The sequence below is a fragment of the Xanthomonas sp. DAR 80977 genome (genome assembly GCF_041240605.1).
Taxonomy (GTDB): Bacteria; Pseudomonadota; Gammaproteobacteria; order Xanthomonadales; family Xanthomonadaceae; genus Xanthomonas_A; species Xanthomonas_A bundabergensis.
On record NZ_CP162487.1, the window covers coordinates 3,515,030 to 3,537,445 of the forward strand.

Here is a 22,416-nt window from a genome sequence, read left to right on the forward strand (position 1 = left end):
CACACGGTATCGGCCGGGGCAGGCACGCGCTTGAGGCCAGCGCCCCGTCCCGGGCTTAACCGGCTTCAGCTGGCGCGGCGCGCGCTGGCGCGACTCCCGACTCCCGAATCCCGACTACTTCAGCTTGATCTCGCGCAAGCGCTCTTCCAGATAGCCCTGCGCGGTGATCGGCTCGGGATAGCGACTGGGGTGGTCGGCGCTGACGCACGAAGGCAGCACGTCGATCAGGAAATCCGGGTTCGGGTGCAGGAAGAACGGCACCGAGTAGCGCGGCTGCCGCGCCTGCTCACCGGGCGGGTTGACCACGCGGTGGGTGGTCGAGGGATACACGTGGTTGGTCAGCCGCTGCAGCATGTCGCCGATGTTGACCACGATGGTGTCGGCGTCGGAGGTGAACGGCACCCACTCGCCCTGCTTGGACTTCACTTCCAGGCCGGCGGCGCTGGCGCCGACCAGCAGGGTGATCAGGTTGATGTCCTCGTGCGCGCCGGCGCGCACGTTGGGGATGTCGTCGGCGGTGATCGGCGGGTAGTGGATCGGGCGCAGGATCGAATTGCCCGAATCGGTCTTGTCGGCGAAATAGTGCTCGGGCAGGCCGATGTGCAGCGCCAGCGCCGCCAGCACGCGCGCGCCGAGCTGGTCCAGCGCCTGGTACAGGCCGTAGCCGTGCTCGCGAAAGCCCGGCACTTCGCTGGGCCACAGGTTCGGCGGCATCACCTCGCGGTACTTGGAGTCGTCGGCGATCTCGCGGCCGATGTGCCAGAACTCCTTCAGGTCGAAGTGCCTGGAGTCCTTGGCGGTTTCCACGCCGAACGCGGTGTAGCCGCGCGCGCCGCCGCTGCCGGGCACGTGGTACTTGCGCTTGACCTCCTCGGGCAGCGCGAAGAACGCCTTGAACACGCCGTAGGCCGCATCGATCTGCGCCTGCGCGATGCCGTGGTTGCGGATGCCGGCGAAGCCCCATTCGCGATAGGCCGCGCCCAGTTCGGCGACGAAGGCGTCGCGGTCGCTGGCACTGGAGGGATGGATGAAGCGGTTGATGTCCAGGGTCGGGATGCGCGCAGTCATGGCGGGAACCGTAGTCGTGAAAGGGAAAGACGCCGCGATCAGATCAGCAGGCGGTACAGCAGGTAGAAGGTGACCGCCTTGGCGATGACCACCACGATGCCGATGGCGAGCGACTCACGCCGCGTCACGGACCGCCTCGGCGAGTTTTTCCAGCGTGTCGCGCATCAGCGCGGCGTCGTCGGCCTCGACCGTGACCCGCAGCACCGGCTCGGTGCCGGACGGGCGCAGGAACGCGCGCCCGCGGCCCTGCACCGCCGCCTGCGCCGCGGCCAGCGCGGCCTGCACGCTGGCCGCCTCGGCCGGGCGCGCGCCTTGCTGCAGGCGCACGTTGACGGTCTGCTGCGGCACCTTGCGCAGGCCCTGCAACGCCTGGCGCAGGCTTTGCCGGGAACGCTTGAGCACCTCCAGCACCTGCAGCGCGCTGACGATGGCGTCGCCGGTGGTGGCGCGGTCCAGGCACAGCATGTGCCCGGAGGTCTCGCCGCCGAGCACGCCGCCGTGCTCGACCAGCGCCTGGTGCACGTAGCGGTCGCCGACCTTGACCCGCAGGAACGGCAACTGCAGCGCGGCCAGGGCCTGTTCCAGCCCGTAGTTGGTCATCAGCGTGCCGACCACCGGCCCGCGCAGGCGCCCGCTGGCCTGCCAGCCGCGGGCCAGCACGTACAGCAGGTCGTCGCCGTCGACCGGGTTGCCCTGGTCGTCGGCCATCAGCACGCGGTCGCCGTCGCCGTCGAAGGCGATGCCCAACTGCGCGCCATGGCTGCGCACGTTGCTGGCCAGGTTGTCGATGTGCATCGAGCCGACCCCGGCATTGATGTTGAGCCCGTCCGGCGCGGCGCCGATCGCGATCACCTCGGCGCCCAGCTCGCGGAACAGCAGCGGCGCGATGTGGTAGGTCGCGCCGTGCGCGCAGTCCAGCACCACCTTCAGCCCGCGCAGGTCGAAGCCGCGCGGCACGCTGGCCTTGCAGAACTCGATGTAGCGGCCGATCGCGTCGCGCGCGCGCATCGCCTTGCCCAGGCGCTCGGAGTCCACCGTGGCGAACGGCGCGTCGAGCGCGGCCTCGATCGCGCTTTCGGTGGCGTCGTCGAGCTTCTCGCCTTCGGCAGAGAAGAACTTGATGCCGTTGTCGTAATGCGGATTGTGCGAGGCGCTGATCACGATGCCGGCGTCGGCGCCGAGCGTGCGGGTCAGGAACGCCACCGCCGGGGTCGGCATCGGCCCGAGCAGCTGCACGTCGACCCCGGCGGCGACCAGCCCGGCCTCCAGCGCCGATTCGAACATGTAGCCGGAGATGCGCGTGTCCTTGCCGATCACCACCGTCGGCCGCGCATTGCCGGCGGCGCCGGCACCGAGCACGCGGCCCAGCGCATTGCCCAGGCGCATCACGAAATCGGCGGAAATGGCGCCCTGCCCGACCCGGCCGCGGATGCCGTCGGTGCCGAAGTACTTGCGCGTGCTCATGCGGCGGGGAATCGGGATTCGGGAATCGGGAATCGGTCGAAGCCGGAGGCGTGCAGGGATCGCGGGATATGCGCGCTTGCCGCGCAATGCATCACGCGCGCGGGACCGCGATTCCCGAATCCCGATTCCCGACTCCCGGCCTTCACGCCACTACCTCGGTCTTCGCCGGCGCCGGCTGCCGCATCATCATCGCCAGCAGTTCGGACAGGCGGTCGCGCAGTTCGCGGCGGTCGCAGATCTGGTCGATGGCGCCGTGCTCGAGCAGGAACTCCGAGCGCTGGAAGCCTTCCGGCAGGGTCTCGCGCACGGTCTGCTCGATCACCCGCGGGCCGGCGAAGCCGATCAGCGCGTGCGGCTCGGCGATGTTGATGTCGCCGAGCATGGCGAAGCTGGCCGAGACGCCGCCGGTGGTCGGATGGGTCAGCACCGACACGTACGGCAGGCCGGCCTCGCGCAGGCGCCCGAGCGCGGCCGAGGTCTTGGCCATCTGCATCAGCGAGAACAGGCCTTCCTGCATGCGCGCGCCGCCGCTGGCGGAGAAGCACACGAACGGCGCGCCGATCTGCAGCGCGGTCTCCGCGGCCAGCGCGAAACGCTCGCCGACCACCGAACCCATCGAGCCGCCCATGAAGGCGAAGTCGAACGAGGCGGCGACCAGCGGCTGCGCCTTGAGCAGGCCCTGCATCGCGATCAGCGCGTCGTACTCGCCGGTGCTCTTCTGCGAGATCTTGATGCGCTCGCTGTACTTCTTCTGGTCCTTGAACTTCAGCGCGTCGGTCGGACCCAGGCGCGCACCGATCTCGGTCGGCGTGGTGTCCGGATCAAACAGCGCCGCCAGCCGCGCGCGCGCGCGGATCGCCATGTGGTGGCCGCACTTCGGGCACACCTCCAGGTTCTCCTCCAGCTCCGGCCGGTACAGCACGGCGCTGCAGTTGGGGCACTTCTCCCACAGGCCTTCGGGAACGCTGCGCTTCTTGCTGGGCGTGCTATCGGTGCGGATGCCGGAGGGCATCAATTTGCTGAGCCAACTCATGCGGAATGACGATCCAGTCGCGCGGCCCACCGGGCCGCCAAGGGGCGACAGTCTAGCGCGCCGCTAGATATCGCGCCGCAACGAGGTCATGCGGGCCGCGGCGCACGCCCGTTGCCGCACCGCAACATCCCGGCCTGCCAGCGCGCAACCGCATCGCGCGGCAAGCGGCGCGACGCTTCCCGGCTCCGGTCGGGGCGAGAGGGTACGCATGCCCTGAAGCCCGCACCATTGGCGCAGGTCGTGGCACGGGCCGGGGCGCGGAACCGGGGCAGCGGCCGAGGCCTCGCGGCCTGCGCGCTCGGCCCAAGAAATCCCGCAACCGAGCCCCTGCCGCAGGCGCTTGCCACCCCTGCCGCCGGATAGCGCCAAGCGCCGACGGAATACGGCCCCTCAGGCCTGGTCCAGCGCCTGGCGCAGCGGCGCCAGGAAGGCCAGCGCGCGTTCGCGCACCGCCTCCAGGGTCGCCGCCTCGGCCAGCGCCGCGACCAGCGCGCTGCCGACCACCACGCCGTCGGCGTCCACCGCCATGGCCTTGGCGCTGGCCGCGTCCTTGATCCCGAACCCGGCCACCACCGGCACCGCGCAGCGCGCGCGCAGCTGGCGCAGGCGGTCACCGGCGGCGCGGGTGTCCAGATGATCGGCGCCGGTCACGCCGGCGAAGCTGACGTAGTACAGGTAGCCGCGTGCCGCATCGCACAACAGGCCGATGCGGGCGTCGCTGGTGGTCGGCGAGGCCAGCACGATCAGGTCCAGGCCGGCCGCGCCGAAGATCGCCAGGGTCTCGGCCGACTCTTCCGGCGGCAGGTCGACCAGCAGCACGCCGTCCACGCCGGCGGCCACCGCCTCCTCGGCGAAGCGCGCGGTGCCGTGGATCTCGACCGGGTTGAGGTAGCCCATCAGCACCACCGGCGTGGCCGCATCGTCGCGGCGGAACGCGCTGACCGTCTCCAGCACGTAGGCCAGGCCGGCGCCGCGCGCCAGCGCGCGCTCGGAGCTGCGCTGGATGGTGGGGCCGTCGGCCATCGGGTCGGAGAACGGCACGCCGAGCTCGATCACGTCGGCGCCGGCCTCGACCAGCGCATGCATCGCCGGCACGGTGGCCTCCAGCGACGGATCGCCGGCGGTGACGAACGGGATCAGCGCCTTGCGCCCGGCCTGGCGCAGCGCGTCGAAGCGCGCGGCGATGCGGTCCGAGGCGCGGCTCATGCGCAGCCCTCGACCAGTTGCACGGCGTCCCAGCTTCCCCAGTACATCGATGTCACGGTGCCTTCTCCGGTTTCGTAGCGAACCGCGAGCCCGCCTTGCGGGTCGCGCCAAGTCAGATAGTGGTCGTCGGGACCGCCGTAGTGGTGCGGCTCGACGCGGTAGCCGGCGGGCAGGCGCGCACGCGCGGTGGCCTCGCTGTCGCCGATGCGGATGCCGAACGGTCCGGCCGGTCCGGCGTCGGTGACGTCGAAGCGGGCGACGCGGCCGTCCAGCACCATCATCGCCACGTCCGCAGGCAGCAAGCCGGCGTGCACGTAGTCGCAGCTCTCGATCGGGCCGCCGTTGTCGCGCTGCCAGGCCGCGCGCGGCGCCAGTTCGGCGAAGCGCTGGCCGATCCGCACCGCGCCGCTGCGATCCAGCGCCGGTGCCGGCGCCGCCGCCCCCGCCGCAGACGCCAGCGCAGACGCGCACAGCAGCGCGATGCCGCCGCCGAGCCTGCGCATGCCGCGCGCTGTCACAGCACCATGCCTTCGCGCGCGGCGATGGTGTGCACGTCCTTGTCGCCGCGGCCGGACAGGTTGCACAGCACCAGCGCGTCCTTGGGCAACTCGCGCGCCAGCTTGATCGACTGCGCCACCGCATGGCTGGATTCCAGCGCGGCGAGGATGCCCTCGGTATGCGCCAGCAGGTGGAACGCGGCCAGCGCCTCGTCGTCGGTGATGCCCTGGTAGACCGCGCGGCCGCTGTCGGACAGGAACGCGTGCTCGGGGCCGACGCCCGGGTAGTCCAGGCCGGCGGAGACCGAATGGGTCTCGATGATCTGGCCGTCGTCGTCGCAGATCACGTAGGTGCGGTTGCCGTGCAGCACGCCCGGGCGGCCGGCGGCGATCGAGGCGGCGTGGCGGCCGGTGGCGATGCCGTCGCCGGCGGCTTCGGCGCCGTAGATCTTCACCGCGGGATCGTTGAGGAAGGCATGGAACAGGCCGATCGCGTTGCTGCCGCCGCCGACGCAGGCGCTGATCGCGTCCGGCAGGCGGCCGTAGTCCTCGAGCATCTGCGCGCGCGCCTCGCGGCCGACGATGGCGTTGAAGTCGCGCACCATGCGCGGATACGGATCCGGGCCGGCGACGGTGCCGATGATGTAGAAGGTGTCGCGCACGTTGGTCACCCAGTCGCGCATCGCCTCGTTCAGCGCGTCCTTGAGCGTGGCCGAGCCGGAGGTCACCGGCACCACCCTGGCGCCGAGCAGCTGCATCCGGTAGACGTTGATCTTCTGCCGCTCGATGTCGGTGGCGCCCATGTACACCACGCATTCCAGGCCCAGCCGCGCGGCCACCGTGGCGCTGGCCACGCCGTGCTGGCCGGCGCCGGTCTCGGCGATGATGCGGGTCTTGCCCATGCGGCTGGCCAGCAGCGCCTGGCCGATGGTGTTGTTGATCTTGTGCGCGCCGGTGTGGTTCAGGTCCTCGCGCTTGAGCAGGATCTGCGCGCCGCCGACCTCGCGGCTGAGCCGCTCGGCGTGGTAGATCGGGCTGGGCCGGCCGACGTAGTGCTTCAGGTCCTTGTCGTATTCGGCGATGAAGGCCGGGTCCTGGCGCGCGGCGTCGTAGGCCGCGGCCAGCTCCTGCAGCGGCCCGATCAGGGTCTCGGCGACGAAGCGGCCGCCGTAGCGGCCGAAGTGGCCGCTGGCGTCGGGATAGGCGTGGAAGTCGCTGATGGGGACGGAGGACATGGCGATCGCAGGCAGCAGGACAGGTGCGCACTTTAGCGCACGCGTCGCCCGGCAAAAACCGATAAAGTCTGCACAGACCCGTCAGGAAATCTCACATGTCCAGCCTGCGCCGCCTGCCCTCGCTGAACGCCTTGCGCGCATTCGAGGCCGCCGCGCGGCTGCGCAGCGTCGGCCGTGCGGCGGCCGAACTGCACGTCACCCATGGCGCGGTCAGCCGCCAGATCCGGCTGCTGGAGGAGGAGCTGGGGCTGGCGCTGCTGCAGCGCGAGGGCCGCGGCATCCGCCCGACCGCGGCCGGCGAGCGGCTGCGCGAGGCGGCCGGCGGCGCCTTCGCCCAACTGCAGGACGCGGTGGCGGAGCTGCGCCGCCCGGCGCGGCCGAGCGCGCTGGTGCTGGGCTGCCCGGGCAGCATCCTGGCGCGCTGGATGATTCCGCGGCTGCAGGCGCTGCAGCGCGACCTGCCTGCGCTGACCCTGCACCTGTCCGCGCACGAAGGCGAGTTCGGCGCCGACCTGGACGGCCTGGACGCCGCGCTGCTGCTCGGCCGGGCGCCGTGGCCGGACGGCTGGCAGGTGCACGTGCTGGCGCCGGAGCGGATCGGCCCGGTGCTCAGCCCGGCCCTGCCGCAGGCGCAGGCATTGGCGGCGGGCGCGCCGTCGGCGCTGCTGCAGCAGCCCCTGCTGCATACCGCCTCGCGCCCGCAGGCATGGCCGACCTGGGCGCAGGCGCATGGCGTGGACCCGGCCGCGCTGCGCTACGGCACCGGCTTCGAACACCTGTACTACCTGCTCGAAGCCGCGCTGGCCGGCATCGGCGTGGCGATCGCGCCGCAGCCGCTGGTCGCCGACGACCTGGCCAGCGGACGCCTGCTGGCGCCGTGGGGCTTCGCCGACACCGGCGGGCAATGGGCGCTGTGCGAACCAAGCGGACGTGAGGATCCGCGCATCGTCGCGCTGGCGGCGTGGCTGCGCACGCAGTTGCGATGATCCGCGCACTCCTGCCTCTCCGCGCTTTACCAACGACGCGGCCCGGCGCCCTTGAACCGCTTGAACGTCGAGAACGGTGCACGCCACGGAAAATCAAGTCAAAACCTGCGCATGTCGCCACGCCGCACCGCGCGCGCCACGCAGACAGTGCGGCTTCGCAAGGAGCCGAAGCCGCTGACGTGACGGCACATGCCGATGCGACCGAGTCGTCGTAGTGCGGCAAGCGGCATCGAGTGATGGACTGCAGCGCTGTTGATTGACATGGCGTCGCGTGCACGAACGTGCAAACAACGGGGAAACCATTCCAACTCGCGCCGCACTTCGCAGCGCCCAAGCTCTACGCGAACAGTAGGAACAGCGTCAGCCGCCACCGGGCTGCAGCTGGCAAAGCGTCGCAGCTGGAACGGCTCCTGCAGCCTGCAAACACCCGCCGCTTGCAGGCAACCGAGAAAAAAGTTCCAGCGCCCAACGCACTTCGCTGATCCAGGAGTCCAAGCGGCTCCGCTCAGCAGTTGGTGTTCAGCTCGTGGCAGTCGGCGCGGCGCACTTCCTCGACGAACTTGCGCATCTTGTGCCCGTCCTTGATGCCGGGCTGGCTCTCGATGCCGCTGGACACGTCCACGCCCCACGGCAAGGTGGCGATGATCGCGTCGAACACGTTGTCGGAGGTGATGCCGCCGGCGAGCAGGAACGGCCGGTGCAGGCCGGTGGGCAGGCGCGTCCAGTCGAAGGTCTTGCCCGAGCCGCCGCTCTCGCCCGGGGCGTGGCTGTCGAACAGGAAGCCGGCCGCGTTCGGGTACTGCAGCTGCAGGGTGCGCGCGTTGACGTCGCTGCCGCCCATCGGCACCGCCTTCAGGTACGGCAGGTTGAAGCCGCGGCAGAAGCCGTCGTCCTCGTCGCCATGGAACTGCAGCAGGGTCGGCCGCACCGTGCGCAGCACTTCGCGCACCTCGTCCTTGGGGTTGTCGCGGAACAGCGCGACCACGTCCACCATCGGCGAGGCGGCCTGGCGCATCGCGCGGGCTTCGGCCGGGGCCACCCGCCGCGGGCTGCCGTGGGCGAACACGAACCCCACCGAATCCACCCCAAGTTCGCCCGCCAGGCGGATGTCGCCGGCGCGGGTCATGCCGCAGAACTTGATGCGGGTGCGATACAGGGTGCGATTCATAGGGTGACCTCGGCCGGTAGCTTCCAGATGTCGGGGTAGAGGGGACCGACGAAGACCAGTCCCTGCGGCGGCGCGGTCGGGCCTGCGACACTGCGGTCGCGCCCAGCGAGCAGTTCGCCGATCCAGGAAACCGGCTTGTCGCCTGTTCCTACCATGATTAAGGAGCCTACGATATTGCGCACCATGTGATGAAGGAATGCATTGGCCTGGACCTGGACCTCGACGACCTCGCCGATCCGGGTCACCGCGATCGACTGCAGCTCGCGCCGCGCATGCAGCGCCTGGCACTGGATGCTGCGGAACGCGCTGAAATCCTGCTCGCCCAGCAGCGCCTGCGCCGCGGCATGCATCGCCTCGGCCTGCAGCGGCCGCCGTTCCCAGCTCAGCGTCTGCCGGTACAGCGCCGGGCGCACCTGGCGGTTGAGCAGGCGGTAGCGGTAGCGCCGCGCGCGCGCGGAGAAGCGCGCATGGAAATCGTCCGCGGCCGGCACGCACCAGCGCACGCACACCGAGGCCGGCAGCCGTGCGGTGGCGCCGAGCATCCAGCCGCGCGGCGCGCGCGGGGCGTCGCAATCGAAATGCACCACCTGGCACTCGCCGTGCACGCCGGCGTCGGTGCGGCCGGCGCAGACCACGCTCACCGGCGTATCGGCCACCGACGACAGCGCCGCCTGCAGCGTGGCCTGCACGCTCGGCCCGCCGGATTCGCCGAGCTGCTGCCAGCCCTGGAATTCGCTGCCGTCGTATTCCACCCCCAACGCGTAACGCATCGCGCCCTACTCCGACACGACGCGCAACGCGGGCGCGAGCGGCCAGCGCCGTGCGCGACGGCTTGCGCGGACCCGCCGCGCCGCGCGACGGCCGGCGGCCGCGGGCGGCCGCGGCAACGCCAAGCAGGCCTGGCGGCCGGCAACCCCGGCGGCACGCATCAGGCCAGCCGCGGCCTGGCGGCGCATCGGCGCGGCGGCAGGGTCGAAGGTGTGTTCGCGCATCGTCGCATTCCCTGTCGAGGCAGGGCGGCGACAGCGAAGCCGCCGCACGCCGCCCGCGCGTCTCAGCCCAGGCGTCCCAGCAACTGCACGGCCTCGGCACGCGAGGCCGGATCGCCACCGGCCGCCACTTCGGTCAGCAGGGTCCGCGCGGTTTCGTTGTCGCCCAGGTCCATGTAGGCCACCGCCAGCTCCAGGCGCTCGCGGCCGATCGGCGGATGGGTCGGCTCCGGTTCGGCGACCGGTTCGGCGGCGGCCGGCGCATCGTCCTGGTGCCAGGTCGGCTCGTGGCGTGCCGCAACCGCTGGCGCGACCGGGGTCGGCGCCAGCACCGGCGGCGGCTGCCGCCATGGCGCGTCGGCGTCGATCGGCGTCTGCGCCGCGGACGCAACCTCGGCCTCGGCCTCGGGGCGCGATGCGAAGTGCGGATGCTCCGCTGCCGGCACGTCGTCCGCGTCGTCGCGATGCGGCGCATGCCCGGCCAGTTCGCGCTCGAACGCCTGCTCCTGGTAAGCCTGCTCTGCGTACGTCTCGTCTTCGGCCACGTCGTGCGCGCGCTCGTCCAGCGGCGGCAGGTCCGGGGCATCCACGTCGCGATGCGCCACCACCGGCACCGCCGCGGCCAGCGCCGCCGTGTCGTAGTCGTGCCGCGGCAACGGCGGCAACGGCGAGGGCTTGCGGCGGCGCGACAGCAGCAACGCGCCGACGCCCAGCACCAGCAACGCCAGTCCGCCCCACAGCCACAGCGGCCAGCCGTTGGACGCCGCCGGCGCGGGCTGCGCCGGAGCCTGGGTCTGCCCGGCCTGCGCCAGGCGCTTCTGCGCCGCGGCCAGGTCGCTGTCCTTCAGCGCGATCAGTTGCTGCTGCTGGGCCTTGAGCTTTTCCAGCTGCTCGACCCGCGAGCGCAATTCCTGGACCTCGGCATCGCGTGCCGCGAGGTCTTCGCGCGCCTGCTGCAATTGTTGAGTCGCCACCATGTCTCCCTCGTCGCCGGCACCGGTGCCGGACTTGGTTCCTGCCTTGTCGCGCTGCGCCGGCACCGCCGGCGCGATTTCCAGGCGTGCGCCCGGCGCCGCGGCGGCGCTCGCCGCCGCGGCCGGCTTGGCGGCCGCCGGCGCCGTCGTCTCGGCTTGCTGCGCCTGCGCCGGTTGCGGCACCGGGGCACGCGCCTGGCGCCATTGCGCGGCCTGTTCGCGGACGATGGCGGTGGCGGCGGCGGCATCGATGCTGGCCAGCTCTTCCTGCCGCGGCGTGCGCAACACCGCGCCCTGCTTGAGCAGGTTGACGTTGCCGCGGATGAAGGCATCCGGATTGGCGCGCAGCAGCGCGAGCATGGTCTGGTCCAGCGAACTGCCGCTGCCGCGCGCCAGCTGTCCGGCGATCTGCGACAGGGTCTGCCCGCGTTGCACCGGCGCCAGCGCATCGCCGGGCGCCGCCGCCGGCGCTGGCGCGCTGCGCGCCGGCGCGGCGGGTGCGGTCGGCCGCGCGGGAGGCGCGGCCGGCGTACCGACGACCGGCGCCGGCGACTGCGGCGGCAACGGCTCGCTGCGGGCGATGCGGTCGGACGGCACCGCGGCGGCCGGCGCATCGATCGCCGGCGCGTCGATCGCGGCAGCGGTGTTGGGCGCGTCCATCAAGGCCGAATATTCGCGGATCAGCCGGCCCTTGCCCCAATCGACCTCGATCAGGAAGCTCAGCGACGGCACCTCGACCGGCATCCGGCTGCTGACCCGGATCACCGCGCGGCCCTGGTTGGTCTGGCCGAAACGGAACTGCAGGTCGCCGACCAGGCCGTCCGGGCGCTCCAGCCCGACCCGGGCGAAGGTCGCCGGCGAGGCCAGCGCCACGCGCGCGTTCTCCAGTTCGCCGGGCTCGTTGGAGATCACCGGGATCTCGGCCAGGAACGGCTGGCCGGGTTTGGACAGCACGCGGATGTCGCCCAGCCCCAGCGCCAGTGCGGCCTGGCTGCAGGCCAGCAGCAGCAGCGCGCATGCCGCACGCCAGGCGCGGCCCAGGCCGGATGCAGACGCAGCATGGCGGCGCAGACGATGGAAAATACGTGGTTGTAGGCGCATTACGCCCCTGCCCTTGGTGTCATGGCGTGCAATATAGCCGTTGCCTTTGGGAATGTGGCGTTCGACCACTTGTCGAGCATCGCGAGGGCTGCGCTCCGTACCCTCACCCCTGCCCCTCTCCCGAGGGGAGAGGGGAGTCTTGGTTTCGCTCGTTGTGCAGCGCGCTCGGGCACTCCCCTGCTGCCACTGGGACCATGGCCCCCTTTTCGGGGAAGGTGACCCGAAGTAGCGGATGAGGGAACGGGTATCACGCGTTCTGTCGAGCATCGCGAGGGCTGCGCTCCGTACCCTCACCCCTGCCCCTCTCCCGAGGGGAGAGGGGGGAGTCTTGGTTTCGCTCGTTGTGCAGCGCGCTCGGGCACTCCCCTGCTGCCACTGGGACCATGGCCCCTTTTCGGGGAAGGTGACCCGAAGTAGCGGATGAGGGAACGGGTATCACGCGTTCTGTCGAGCATCGCGAGGGCTGCGCTCCGTACCCTCACCCTGCCCCTCTCCCGGGGGAGAGGGGAACGCGTGCTCAGCCTTCCTGCGCCACCAGTTCGGCCAGCTGCACCGCGTTGAGGGCGGCGCCCTTGCGGATGTTGTCGGAGACGATCCACAGGTTGAGGCCGCGCGGATGCGAGATGTCCTCGCGGATGCGGCCGACGTAGACCGCGTCGTTGCCGGAGGCATGGGTGACCGGGGTCGGATAGCCGCCGGCCTTGCGCTCGTCCACCACTTCCACGCCCGGCGCGGCGGCCAGCAGCGCGCGCGCCTGCTCCACCGTCACCTTGCGGGTGGTCTCGATCGCCACCGCCTCGGAATGGCCATAGAACACCGGCACGCGCACCGCGGTCGGATTCACCTGGATGTTGTCGTCGCCGAGGATCTTGCGCGTCTCCCAGACCAGCTTCATTTCTTCCTTGGTGAAGCCGTTCTCGAGGAAATCGTCGATGTGCGGGATCAGGTTGAAGGCGATCTGCACCGGGAAGCGCTGCGGGTCGATCTCCTGGAAGTTGAGCAGCTGGCCGGTCTGCTTGCCCAGTTCCTCCAATGCCGACCGCCCGCCGCCGGACACCGACTGGTAGGTGGCCACGTTGATCCGCTCGATGTTGAACTCGCGGTGCAGCGGCGCCAGCGCCACCAGCATCTGCATGGTCGAGCAGTTGGGATTGGCGACGATGCCGCGCGGACGCTGCTTGAGCGCGTCCGGGTTCACTTCCGACACCACCAGCGGCACGTCGTCGTCGTAGCGGAACGCCGAGGAGTTGTCGATCACCACCGCGCCGGCGGCGGCGAACTTCGGCGCGTATTCCTTGGAGATGCCGCCGCCGGCGGAGAACAGCGCGATGTCCACGCCGGTGGGGTCGAAGGTGGCCAGGTCGAGCACGGTGACCTTCTGGCCCTTGAACTCGACCTGGCCGCCGGCGGAGCGCTCGGAGGCCAGCGGGTACAGGGTGGCGATGGGGAAATCGCGTTCGGCGAGGATGGCCAGCATGGTTTCGCCGACAGCGCCGGTGGCGCCGACGACGGCGACGTTGAAACGACGGGATTCGTTGCTCATGGGAGATGGTTCGATCGGGTAGGAGAAAGGGGGAACAGCCGCACTGCCAGCTGGATTCGGGGAACCTCCCGAGCGCGCCACTCGGGTCGCCGGAGGTTCCCTATCGTTTTTTGCCCGCGCCAATGCCGCCGCCGTTGCCGGCAGCCGCGATCGCGTCCAGGTTCAATGCATTCGGCGGACGCCCGGCGTCGGCGCCGATGCCCAGCGCGGCCAGCAGGTTGTCCACCGCCAGCGCCACCATCGCGCGGCGGGTCGCGGCGCTGGCGCTGCCGATGTGCGGGGTCAGCACCACGTTGCGCAGCGCCAGCAGTTCCGGGCGCACCGCCGGCTCGCCTTCGTACACGTCCAGCCCGGCCGCGGCCAGGCGCCCGTGCGCGAGCGCGTCGGCCAGCGCCAGTTCGTCGATCAGGCCGCCGCGGGCGATGTTCACCACGGTCGCGGTCGGCTTCATCCGCGCCAGCGCCGCGGCATCGAGGATGTGGTGCGACTGCGCAGAATACGGCAGCACCAGCAGCAGGTGATCGGCGCGCGCCAGCAGTTCGTCGAAACCGACATAGCCGGCCGCGTGCGCACGCTCCACCTCGGCCGGCAGGCGGCTGCGGTTGTGGTACAGCACGCGCATCGAGAAGCCGGCGGCGCGGCGCGCGATGGCCTGGCCGATGCGGCCCATGCCGAGGATGCCCAGGGTGCTGCCGTGCACGTCGGCGCCGAGCATGGTCTGGAACGACCACTGCCGCCACTGCCCCTCGCGCAGCCAGCGCTCGGACTCGGTGATGCGCCGCGCCGCGGCCATCAGCAGGGCGAAGCCGAGGTCGGCGGTGGTCTCGGTGAGCACGTCGGGCGTGTTGCTGGCGACGATGCCGGCTGCGCTGAGCGCGTCCAGGTCCAGGTTGTTGTAGCCGACGCCGACGTTGGCGATGGCGCGCAGCCGCGGCGCGGCGGCGATCTCGGCCGCGCCGATGCGCTCGTTGAGGGTCACCAGCGCGCCGTCCAGCGGCGCCAGCGCGGCGGCCAGGTCCTGCGGCGAATAGCGGGTCACGTCCGCGGTGGTGGTCAGCACGCAATGTTCGCCGAGCCGTGCGACGACATCGTCGAACAGCGGCTGGCTGACCCACACCCGTGGCCGCGACTCAGCCATCGCCACCGCCGGGGATGCGCGGGGTGATGCTGCCGACGTCGCCGCACTGCGCGCGATGGCGCAGCGCCTGGTCCATCAGCACCAGCGCCATCATCGCCTCGGCGATCGGGGTGGCGCGGATGCCGACGCAGGGGTCGTGGCGGCCGGTGGTGATGACGTCCACCGCCTGCCCGTCCACGTCCACCGTGGCGCCGGGCAGGCGCAGGCTGGAGGTGGGCTTGAACGCCAGCGAGGCGACGATCGGCTGGCCGGTGGCGATGCCGCCGAGCACGCCACCGGCGTGGTTGGACTGGAAGCCGTCCGGCGCGATCAGGTCGCGGTGCTCGGTGCCCTTCTGGGTCACCGTGGCGAAGCCGTCGCCGATCTCCACGCCCTTGACCGCGTTGATGCTCATCAGCGCCGCGGCCAGTTCGCCGTCGAGCTTGCCGTAGATCGGCTCGCCCCAGCCCGGCGGCACGCCGTCGGCGACCACGGTGACCCGCGCGCCGATCGAATCGCCGGACTTGCGCAGCGCGTCCATGTAGCTTTCCAGCTCCGGCACCTGCGCCGCGTGCGGCCAGAAGAACGCGTTGTCTTCCACCGCATCCCAGGCGAAGCCCTGCGGCAGCAGCGGCCCGAGCTGCGACAGGTAGCCGCGCACGCGCACGCCGTAGCGTTGCGCCAGCCACTTCTTGGCGACCACGCCGGCGGCCACGCGCATCGTGGTCTCGCGCGCCGAGGAGCGGCCGCCGCCGCGCGGGTCGCGGATGCCGTACTTTTGCCAGTAGCTGTAGTCGGCATGGCCCGGGCGGAACTGGCGGGCGATGTCGGTGTAGTCCTTGCTGCGCTGGTCGGTGTTGCGGATCAGCAGGCCGATCGGAGTGCCGGTGGTGCGGCCCTCGTAGACCCCTGACAGGATCTCGACCTCGTCGGCCTCGCGCCGCGCCGAGGTGTGGCGGCTCTTGCCGGTGGCGCGGCGCTGCAGGTCGTGGGCGAACTCGCTGGCGTCGAGCTCCAGCCCCGGCGGGCAACCGTCGATCACGCAGCCGATCGCCGGCCCGTGCGATTCGCCGAAGGTGGTGACGGTCAGCAGGGTGCCGAAGCTGTTCGCGCTCATGGCCGCCGGCTCACCGGCCCGCGGCCAGTTCGGCGATGCGCGCGTGGTGCGCGACCAGCTCGCTGGCTTCCACCGCGAAGATGCCCATCTGCCCGACCTTGAACTCGACCCAGGCGAAATCCACTTCCGGCAGCAGCTGCACCAGCGCACGCTCGGATTCGCCGACTTCGCAGATCAGCAGGCCGTCCTCGCTCAGGTGCGCCGGCGCGTCGCGCAGGATCTTCAGCGCCAGGTCCAGGCCGTCGTCGCCGGCGCGCAGGCCCAGTTCCGGCTCGTGCGCGTATTCGGGCGGCAGCGCGTCGGTCTCGGCGTGGGTGACGTAGGGCGGGTTGGTCACGATCAGTTCGTAGCGGCGGCCATCCAGCCCGGCGAACAGGTCGGACTTGACCAGCTCGACGTTGTCGGCCAGCAGCCGCGCCTTGTTCTCCGCGGCCAGGGCCAGCGCGTCGTCGCTGATGTCGACCGCGTCCACCTGCCAGTTCGGGTTGTAGTGCCCCATCGCGATTGCGATGCAGCCCGAACCGGTGCACAGGTCCAGCGCGCGCTCGACCTCGCGCCCGGCCAGCCATGGCTCGAAGCCGGCTTCGATCAGCTCGGCGATCGGCGAGCGCGGCACCAGCGCGCGCGCGTCGCTCTTGAAGCTGAGCCCGGCGAACCAGGCCTCGCCGGTCAGGTAGGCGGCGGGGATGCGCTCGGCGATGCGGCGCTCGAACAGCGCCAGCACCTGCGCCTTCTCCGGCGTGGTCACGCGCGCGCCGCCGTAGGCCGGGCCCAGGTCGTGCGGCAGGTGCAGCGCGTGCAGCACCAGTTGCGTGGCTTCGTCCAGGGCGTTGTCGTAGCTGTGGCCGAAGCTCAGTTCGGCGGCATTGAAACGGCTGGTGCCGTAGCGGATCAGGTCGATGATCGTGTGGAGTTCGGCGGCCGCGTCGGCAGTCATGGCAACAGGCAAGGCAATTCGGCCCCCGATTATAGAGGCCTGGCCGCTATCATGAGCGTTCGTTGCAAGGGAAATCAGTATGTTCAACCGCAACTTCGGCATCGTCCTGGTGGTCGCCCTGGCCGCCGGCCTGGGCCTGCTGCTGGCCCAGAAGTACTTCGGCGGCAGCGCTTCGGCGTGGCCCGAGACCCGCAGCGTGCGCCTGTACCCGCAGCCGCGCGCCCTGCCCGACTTCCATCTGCGCCAGTCCGATGGCACGCCACTGGTCCCCGGCGAGCTGAAGGGCCACTGGACGCTGGTGTTCCTGGGCTTCACCGCCTGCCCGGACGTGTGCCCGACCACCCTGGCCGACCTGGCCCGCGCGCAGAAACAGTGGGAATCGATCCCGGAGACGCTGCGCCCGCGGGTGCTGTTCGTCTCGGTCGATCCCGAGCGCGACACCCCGGCGCGGCTGGGCGCCTACGCCCACGGCTTCCACAAGGACACCCTGGCCGCCACCGCCGACGTGCCGGAGCTGGAGCGTTTCGCCACCGCGCTGGGCTTCGTGTTCCAGAAGGTGCCCGGCAAGCATTTCCAGGAGAATTCCAACGACTACAGCATGGACCACTCCGCCGCGATCGCCGTGCTCGATCCGCAGGGCCGCCAGGCCGGGCTGATCCGCCCGCCGTTCGAGCCGGCGGCGATCGCCGCCGACCTGCAGGCGCTGACCAAGGCGACCGCGCCATGAGCCTGCTGACCACGCTGACCTACGTGCTGCCGCACCGGCTGCTGTCCTCGCTGGCGCGGCGCCTGGCCTACTCGCCGCGGCCGGGGCTGAAGCAATGGCTGATCGACACCGTGGTGCGCCGCTTCGGGGTGAACCTGGCCGAGGCCGCCGAACCCGATCCGCGCGCCTATCCGACCTTCAATGCGTTCTTCACCCGCGCACTGCAGCCGGGCGCGCGCGTCGCCGATCCCGACCCGCAGGCGCTGCTGATGCCGGCCGACGGCCGCATCAGCCAGCTCGGCCCGATCCAGGACGGGCGCATCTTCCAGGCCAAGGGCCAGGCGTTCACCGCCGCCGAGCTGCTCGGCGACGCCGCCGCGGCGGCGCCGTTCGCCAACGGCCTGTACGCCACCGTGTACCTGTCCCCGCGCGACTACCACCGCGTGCACATGCCCTGGACCGGCACCCTGCGCGAGACCGTGCATGTGCCGGGGCGACTGTTCAGCGTCGGCCCGGACGCGGTGCGCGACGTGCCGCGGCTGTTCGCGCGCAACGAGCGCCTGGTCTGCCATTTCGATACCGAGTTCGGCCCGATGGCCTCGGTGATGGTCGGCGCGCTGCTGGTCTCCGGGGTGGAGACGGTGTGGAGCGGCGTGGAGATCCCGCGCTACGGCGACCGCATCACCCGCAAGGACTGGCGCGGCAAGGGCATCGTGCTGGAGCGGTTCGCGGAGATGGCCCGCTTCAACTACGGTTCGACTGTGATCGTGCTGTTGCCGCCGGGTGTGGCGCAGCTCGATCCGACGCTGGCGGCGGAAACCGCGGTCCGGCTCGGCCAGACGCTCGCCAGGCGGGCGCAAAGCTGACGCACGGCGGCGCGACGGACGCAGGGGTGCCGCCCTTGTCCTGCGGTGCGGCGCGCTTCAACTACGGCTGCACCGTGATCGTGCTGTTGCGGCCAGCCATGGCGACGCTCGATCCGGCGCTGGCAGCGGAAGCGCCGGTCCGGCTCGGTTAAACGCCGGCCACACAGGCGCTCCTCCAACGTCGCGGGTATTGGGGGGCAACAGTGCGCCCTGACGGCCTTGCATTCCCGGTGCTACCGCACACTCACCCCTACCCCTCTCCCGACGGGAGAGGGAAATCATGGCTTCGCTTCCGATGTACGGCGCGGCTGGACCATCGCTGCGCGTTGCTTGCGCCCCCTTCTCCCATCGGGAGAAGGTGCCCGAAGGGCGGATGAGGGTACGGCGCGGCAGCCAGGCGGGCGACGCTCCTGATAGCAGGGGTAAAAAGCATCTCCCAAGCAACTGCTTGCGCCCCCCTCATCCGGCGCTGCGCGCCACCTTCTCCCGCCGGGGCCATGGTCCCGGCGGGAGGAGGGAACGCCTACTTGTCGCAGCCGGTCATCTTCAGCGACTGGCCCGGCTTCAACGCATAGCCCGGCGCGCGCAGGCCGTTGGCCTTGGCCAATTGCTTGAGATCGCAGCTGTAGCGGTCGGCGATGCGGCCCAGCGTGTCGCCCTTGGCCACGCGGTAGCTGCGCGCCTGCTTGGGCTTGGGCTTGACCGGCGCCGGGCGCCCGGTGGCGACCGTGGTCGGCACCCCGGCCACCGGGGTCACGTCGCCCACCGCCACGTTGCCGGTGGGATCGACCGCTACCGGCGTGGGGCTGCGGATCGCCGCGTTGACGTCGGCGGTGATCAGCGCGCGCGCCAGGTCGGCGCGCGGGCCGCTGACGCAATAGCGGTTGTACAGGCCGACGATCTTGGTGGTGGCGTTGATGGTGACCCCGGCCGGGATCCAGCCGTCCGGCTCGTAGCGCGGGTTGAGGTTGCGCAGCGCGCGCATGTAGCCGTCGCGGGTGCCGTCGCTGCCCAGGCAGATGGTCAGTTCGTAGATCGTGGTCGACTTGGCCAGGCGCAGCGTGGCCGGCTGCGCATTGATCTTCGGGAAGGCGACGCCGTACTGCTGCGGGTGCAGGAAGATCCAGGCCGCGGCGATCACCATCGGCACGTAGTCCTTGGTCTCGGCCGGGAACTGGTTGTACACCGAGGCGTCCCAGAAACTGCGTCCCTGCATCTGGTTGTACACGCGCGCGGCGCGGCCCTCGCCGCCGTTGTAGCCGGCCAGCGACAGCTCGATGCTGCGGTTGAGCTCGGCCATGCGCTCGTTGATGTACACCGCGCTGGCCTCGGCGGCGCTGCGCGCGTCGTAGCGGGTGTCGAAGCCGGTGCCGTCCGGGCCCAGCCCGAAACGGCGCCCGGTGGCCGGCATGAACTGCATCAGCCCGGCGGCGCCGACCCGCGAATTGGCGTGCACGCGGCCGTTGGATTCCTTGGCGATGATGCCGAACAGCAGCGCTTCGGGCAGCCCGCGCTTCTCCCATTCCGGCCACATGATCGCGCGCAGGTTCTGGTAGTTCTCGTAGCTGTTCATCAGCGACGGGCGCATGTCGGTGAGCCAGCGGCGGATGCCGGCCTGCACCGCCGGGTTGTATTCGACCATCGCGTCGAAGGCATGGCGCTGGTCGTTGAGCAGGCTGGCCGCGCGCGCGGCTTCCGGCACGTTGGCGGCCAGCGGGCTGATGTGGTCGGGGTCGGCCTGCAGCGGCGCGGCGCCGTCGTCGACCGCATCGGCGTCGGTGGCCGCATCCTGCGTGTCGGCCTTGGCCTTGAGCAGGCGCTTGTACGCGCCCAGGTAGGTGCCGACCTGGCAGCCGCGCTGCTTGATGCAGGCGTCGACCACGTCCTCGATGTCCTCCAGCGCCGCGTCGCTTTCCTGGGTGCCCTTGGGGTCGCTGTTGCCGACCAGCACCATCGCGTCGTTGTAGCGTTTCTCGGCCGCCGCCAGGCGCTGGTCGAGCACTTCGATGGCGGCCTTGTCGCGCGCGGAGACGCGTTCGGCGTGGGCGACGGGCGCGGCGCAGGCCAGCGCCAGGGCAGCCACGGCGGGCCATCCATGGGTGATACGGAACGAAAGAGGCATGATGGGACGCGACGACGGAAAGGCCGCAGGGTAGCCGCCGCTGTCACATCGCGGCAAGGTCGGGCAATCCCCGACACCGCGCCGGCAGGGCATCCGTTCATCGCCTCGCGCGGTCCGGCCCCGCCCCGCCACCGCCCGCCGGCGAGCGGGCGCCGGCGCGAACGCCTAGAATCCGCCCACCTCACCGCGGAGCTGTTCATGGACCCGATCCTGCTGGGCAAAGGCGTGACCGACGACATCGCGGTGCTGCTGCAGCCGCGCCTGGGCAATCGCCATGGGCTGGTCGCCGGCGCCACCGGCACCGGCAAGACCGTGACCCTGATGACCCTGGCCGAAGGCTTCTCGCGGATCGGCGTGCCGGTGTTCATGGCCGACGTGAAGGGCGACGTGGCCGGGCTGGCGGTGGCCGGCGACGGCAGCGAGAAAGTGCTGCAGCGCGCCAAGGACATCGGCGTGGCCGACTACGCCCCGGCCGCCAACCCGGTGGTGTTCTGGGACCTGTACGGCCAGCTCGGGCACCCGGTGCGCACCACCGTCAGCGAGATGGGGCCGACCCTGCTGGCGCGGATCCTGGAGCTCAACGACACCCAGGCCGGCGTGCTCGACATCGTGTTCAAGCTGGCCGACGACCGCGGCCTGCTGCTGCTCGACCTGGACGACCTGCGCGCGCTGCTGGCGCTGGTGGTGGAGCAGCGCAAGGACATCTCCACCGAATACGGGCTGGTCAGCGCGCCGTCGGTGGCGGCGATCCAGCGCGCGCTGCTGCGCCTGGCGCAGGACGGCGGCGAAGGCTTCTTCGGCGAGCCGGCGCTGGACCTGGCCGAGCTGATGCGGGTCGGCAGCGACGGCCGCGGCGTGATCGGCATCCTCGCCGCCGCGCAGCTGGTGCTCAAGCCGCGCCTGTACTCGACCTTCCTGCTGTGGCTGCTGTCGGAACTGTTCGAACGGCTGCCGGAAGTGGGCGACCTCGACAAGCCCAAGCTGGTGTTCGTGTTCGACGAGGCGCACCTGCTGTTCGACGACGCGCCGCCGGCGCTGGTGCAGCGCATCGAGCAGGTGGTGCGGCTGATCCGCTCCAAGGGCGTGGGCGTGTACTTCTGCTCGCAGTTCCCCGACGACGTGCCGGACAACATCCTCGGCCAGCTCGGCAACCGCGTGCAGCACGCGCTGCGCGCCTACACCCCGCGCGACCAGAAGGCGGTGCGCACCGCCGCCGAGACCTTCGTGGCCAATCCCAAGCTGGACGTGGCCAAGGCCATTTCCCAGCTCGGCACCGGCGAGGCGCTGGTGTCGACGCTGCAGGACAAGGGCGTGCCGTCGCCGGTGCAGCAGACCCTGATCGCGCCGCCGCGCTGCCGGATGGGCGCGATCTCCGACGCCGAGCGCGCGCAGGTGCGCGCCGGCAGCGTGGTCGGCAACCGCTACGACACCGCGGTCAACCGCGAGTCGGCGGCGGAACTGCTGGCGCGGCGGGTCGAGCAGGTGGCCGAGCAGACCGCGGCACCGGCGGCGCGCACGCGCGAGCAGGACGACGCGCAGGACAGCGGCTTCGGCCAGGCGGTCAAGGACGCGGTGTTCGGCACCAAGCGCCGCCAGGGCATGCTGGAGGCGATGGCCAAGCAGACCTCGCGCACCGTCGGCAACCGCATCGGCCAGCAGATCGTGCGCGGCATCTTCGGCAGCATCTTCGGCGGCAAGCGCTGAGCGCAACCGACAACCACAAGGAGCTCCACCATGGACAAGGAAGCGATGAGCGCCCTGCTGCTCGGCTTGGCGGCGGCCACCGCCGCAATGGCCGCCGATGCCGCGCAACCGGCGGCGGGCGATGACTGGCCGCCGCAACGGCAGCAACTGCTGGCCGGCCGCTACGTCGGCAAACTCCAGGGATATACGCGGGATTGCGAGACCGTTCGCGCCGATCTCAGGCTCGAGGTGGGAGCGGCGAGCGAGACGGCCCATCGCTATACGCTGACGACCACCTGCATCGCCGGCGCCGCGCGGCACGCCGCGCCCAGGACCATCACCGGCGTGTGGGGAATCGACCAGATGGCCAGCAGTTGCCTGACGCTCGGCTTCGAGGACCCCGACGATCCGCAGGTGGGCCCCAACATCTACGGGTTCCGTGTCGAAGAGGCCCAGACGCGCGGCCGCCGCGCCGCGGCCGCCGACTACGATCTGGCCCAGGACGGCTTCAACTGCCATAGCGGCATGCCGCCGGAGCATGCCGACAAGCGCCTGCGGCGCGTGCGCTGACCCGATCGGTGCAGCGCGCCCAAAACCAGGGCCA

20 protein-coding genes and 1 pseudogene are annotated in these 22,416 nt (G+C 71.2%); 6 read left to right on the forward strand and 15 right to left on the reverse strand.

Annotated elements, in window-relative coordinates:
• Nucleotides 1–114: 114 nt before the first annotated feature.
• The 6 genes from AB3X10_RS14805 to trpB form a co-directional block, all read right to left on the reverse strand.
• Complete coding sequence (locus AB3X10_RS14805; RefSeq protein ID WP_369975918.1) at nt 115–1,068, reverse strand: isopenicillin N synthase family dioxygenase; 954 nt, start codon at nt 1,066–1,068, stop codon at nt 115–117.
• A 114-nt stretch (nt 1,069–1,182) separates the two neighbouring features.
• Nucleotides 1,183–2,532 carry a phosphoglucosamine mutase gene (gene glmM / locus AB3X10_RS14810; RefSeq protein ID WP_369975920.1) on the reverse strand — a complete coding sequence of 450 codons (1,350 nt, stop codon included), beginning with the start codon at nt 2,530–2,532 and terminating at the stop codon, nt 1,183–1,185.
• Between the two features lie 142 nt (nt 2,533–2,674).
• Nucleotides 2,675–3,565: an acetyl-CoA carboxylase, carboxyltransferase subunit beta gene (gene accD / locus AB3X10_RS14815; protein ID WP_369975922.1), complete on the reverse strand. Its 891-nt coding sequence runs from the start codon at nt 3,563–3,565 to the stop codon at nt 2,675–2,677.
• Nucleotides 3,566–3,955: 390 nt separating this feature from the next.
• Nucleotides 3,956–4,771, reverse strand: coding sequence for a tryptophan synthase subunit alpha (gene trpA / locus AB3X10_RS14820; RefSeq protein ID WP_369975923.1), 816 nt, complete (start codon nt 4,769–4,771; stop codon nt 3,956–3,958).
• The gene (locus AB3X10_RS14825; protein WP_369975925.1) at nt 4,768–5,274 is read right to left on the reverse strand and encodes a hypothetical protein; all 507 of its coding nucleotides are present in this window, start codon (nt 5,272–5,274) and stop codon (nt 4,768–4,770) included. Before AB3X10_RS14825 ends, trpA begins: the two co-directional genes overlap by 4 nt.
• Before the next feature lie 11 nt (nt 5,275–5,285).
• The gene (gene trpB / locus AB3X10_RS14830; protein WP_369975927.1) at nt 5,286–6,503 is read right to left on the reverse strand and encodes a tryptophan synthase subunit beta; all 1,218 of its coding nucleotides are present in this window, start codon (nt 6,501–6,503) and stop codon (nt 5,286–5,288) included.
• A gap of 95 nt (nt 6,504–6,598) precedes the next feature.
• On the opposite strand from trpB, the gene AB3X10_RS14835 reads away from it, so the two are divergent.
• Entirely contained in the window at nt 6,599–7,489 is an 891-nt protein-coding gene (locus tag AB3X10_RS14835) for a LysR family transcriptional regulator (protein ID WP_369975929.1), read from the forward strand.
• A 505-nt stretch (nt 7,490–7,994) separates the two neighbouring features.
• Here AB3X10_RS14835 and AB3X10_RS14840 read toward each other — a convergent pair.
• The 8 genes from AB3X10_RS14840 to prmB all read right to left on the reverse strand — a co-directional run bounded on the left by AB3X10_RS14840 (nt 7,995) and on the right by prmB (nt 16,435).
• Entirely contained in the window at nt 7,995–8,657 is a 663-nt protein-coding gene (locus AB3X10_RS14840; RefSeq protein WP_145700790.1) for a phosphoribosylanthranilate isomerase, read from the reverse strand.
• A complete protein-coding gene (gene truA / locus AB3X10_RS14845; protein WP_369975930.1) occupies nt 8,654–9,427 on the reverse strand; it encodes a tRNA pseudouridine(38-40) synthase TruA in 774 nt (257 codons plus the stop codon). Before truA ends, AB3X10_RS14840 begins: the two co-directional genes overlap by 4 nt.
• Before the next feature lie 6 nt (nt 9,428–9,433).
• The gene (locus tag AB3X10_RS14850) at nt 9,434–9,649 is read right to left on the reverse strand and encodes a hypothetical protein (RefSeq protein ID WP_369975931.1); all 216 of its coding nucleotides are present in this window, start codon (nt 9,647–9,649) and stop codon (nt 9,434–9,436) included.
• 62 nt (nt 9,650–9,711) lie between these two features.
• Entirely contained in the window at nt 9,712–11,721 is a 2,010-nt protein-coding gene (locus tag AB3X10_RS14855; protein ID WP_369975932.1) for a FimV/HubP family polar landmark protein, read from the reverse strand.
• Nucleotides 11,722–12,238: 517 nt separating this feature from the next.
• Entirely contained in the window at nt 12,239–13,264 is a 1,026-nt protein-coding gene (locus tag AB3X10_RS14860; RefSeq protein WP_369975934.1) for an aspartate-semialdehyde dehydrogenase, read from the reverse strand.
• Nucleotides 13,265–13,364: 100 nt separating this feature from the next.
• Nucleotides 13,365–14,402 carry a 2-hydroxyacid dehydrogenase gene (locus AB3X10_RS14865; RefSeq protein ID WP_369975936.1) on the reverse strand — a complete coding sequence of 346 codons (1,038 nt, stop codon included), beginning with the start codon at nt 14,400–14,402 and terminating at the stop codon, nt 13,365–13,367.
• Nucleotides 14,395–15,498 carry a chorismate synthase gene (gene aroC / locus AB3X10_RS14870; RefSeq protein WP_369975938.1) on the reverse strand — a complete coding sequence of 368 codons (1,104 nt, stop codon included), beginning with the start codon at nt 15,496–15,498 and terminating at the stop codon, nt 14,395–14,397. Before aroC ends, AB3X10_RS14865 begins: the two co-directional genes overlap by 8 nt.
• A 10-nt stretch (nt 15,499–15,508) precedes the next feature.
• Nucleotides 15,509–16,435: a 50S ribosomal protein L3 N(5)-glutamine methyltransferase gene (prmB, locus tag AB3X10_RS14875; RefSeq protein ID WP_369975940.1), complete on the reverse strand. Its 927-nt coding sequence runs from the start codon at nt 16,433–16,435 to the stop codon at nt 15,509–15,511.
• A 79-nt stretch (nt 16,436–16,514) separates the two neighbouring features.
• Between prmB and AB3X10_RS14880 the strand changes: the two genes are divergently transcribed.
• The 3 genes and pseudogenes from AB3X10_RS14880 to AB3X10_RS14890 form a co-directional block, all read left to right on the forward strand.
• Entirely contained in the window at nt 16,515–17,162 is a 648-nt protein-coding gene (locus AB3X10_RS14880; RefSeq protein WP_369975942.1) for an SCO family protein, read from the forward strand.
• Complete coding sequence (gene asd / locus AB3X10_RS14885) at nt 17,159–18,007, forward strand: archaetidylserine decarboxylase (RefSeq protein ID WP_369975944.1); 849 nt, start codon at nt 17,159–17,161, stop codon at nt 18,005–18,007. The genes AB3X10_RS14880 and asd overlap by 4 nt, the downstream gene beginning before the upstream one ends.
• A 50-nt stretch (nt 18,008–18,057) precedes the next feature.
• A pseudogene (locus AB3X10_RS14890) lies at nt 18,058–18,159 on the forward strand (phosphatidylserine decarboxylase); the annotation flags it as partial.
• Between the two features lie 371 nt (nt 18,160–18,530).
• Here AB3X10_RS14890 and AB3X10_RS14895 read toward each other — a convergent pair.
• Complete coding sequence (locus tag AB3X10_RS14895; RefSeq protein ID WP_369975946.1) at nt 18,531–20,129, reverse strand: transglycosylase SLT domain-containing protein; 1,599 nt, start codon at nt 20,127–20,129, stop codon at nt 18,531–18,533.
• Nucleotides 20,130–20,327: 198 nt separating this feature from the next.
• Between AB3X10_RS14895 and AB3X10_RS14900 the strand changes: the two genes are divergently transcribed.
• Both AB3X10_RS14900 and AB3X10_RS14905 read left to right on the forward strand, forming a co-directional pair.
• Nucleotides 20,328–21,833 carry a helicase HerA-like domain-containing protein gene (locus AB3X10_RS14900; protein ID WP_369975948.1) on the forward strand — a complete coding sequence of 502 codons (1,506 nt, stop codon included), beginning with the start codon at nt 20,328–20,330 and terminating at the stop codon, nt 21,831–21,833.
• A 30-nt stretch (nt 21,834–21,863) separates the two neighbouring features.
• Entirely contained in the window at nt 21,864–22,382 is a 519-nt protein-coding gene (locus tag AB3X10_RS14905; protein ID WP_369975950.1) for a hypothetical protein, read from the forward strand.
• Nucleotides 22,383–22,416 lie beyond the last annotated feature (34 nt).